This window comes from Sulfobacillus harzensis, from assembly GCF_012933365.1.
Classification (GTDB): Bacteria; Bacillota; Sulfobacillia; order Sulfobacillales; family Sulfobacillaceae; genus Sulfobacillus_B; species Sulfobacillus_B harzensis.
In genome coordinates this window covers 1-683 of the sequence record NZ_JABBVZ010000315.1, presented here as the reverse complement: position 1 = coordinate 683, position 683 = coordinate 1, and the positions used below count along the sequence as shown (strand labels likewise).

The window sequence follows — 683 nt, the reverse complement described above, 5'->3', positions numbered from 1 at the left end:
TGTAGGAAAATCGCAGCGTCCAATGCGTCAAACCCGCGCGCCGTGCGGGTTCGGATTAAATGAAAAGGCTCCTAGTGGTAGGTAGTATGGGCAATGCCTTGGGATTAGCATGGGCGCCGACCTACGCCATCTTTGCAGCGGCACTGATGCTAGGCGGCTTGGGAAACGCCGCGTTTCATCCTCATATGGCGGCCCTGGTCAGCCGCAATCAGGAGACGCACCGGGGTCGTTCGCTAAGTGGGTGGATGGTAAGCGGCATGGTCGGGCATAGTTTGGCGCCCCTCGTCGTCGTGGCCCTATGGCACGGGTGGGGTTCGTGGGGAGTGGCAAGCCTGGCATTGCCGGGGTTGCTCGCAGCCGGGGCCCTATATTTTTCCGCCCGCACCATTCCTCGGCCGGATTTGTCCCGCCACCGGCCGCCCCGCATCTCGTGGCGCGAGGTATGGAAACGGGGCAGGGGATTCGGCGTGCTCATTGTGTTGCGCAACTTGGGATCCGCCAGTCTGCTGACGTTGGTACCGTTGGTATGGCACCAGCGAGGCGGCAGCCCAACCCAGACGGGTGCGGTACTTGCGGTGGTCTACGCCACAGGGATGGTGGGTAACCTCCTAGCAGCTTGTGTGCGTAGTCGGTCCGCGATGCCGTCGCTCCGCATGTAGAGTAGCCCGTTAACTCGACCCTCA

Annotated in this window: 1 protein-coding gene; it reads left to right on the top strand. The window is 62.2% G+C overall.

Annotated features, from left to right (window positions below):
• Positions 1-74: 74 nt before the first annotated feature.
• Positions 75-659, top strand: coding sequence for an MFS transporter (locus HIJ39_RS23260; RefSeq protein WP_169103391.1), 585 nt, complete (start codon positions 75-77; stop codon positions 657-659).
• The last annotated feature ends 24 nt before the right edge of the window (positions 660-683 follow it).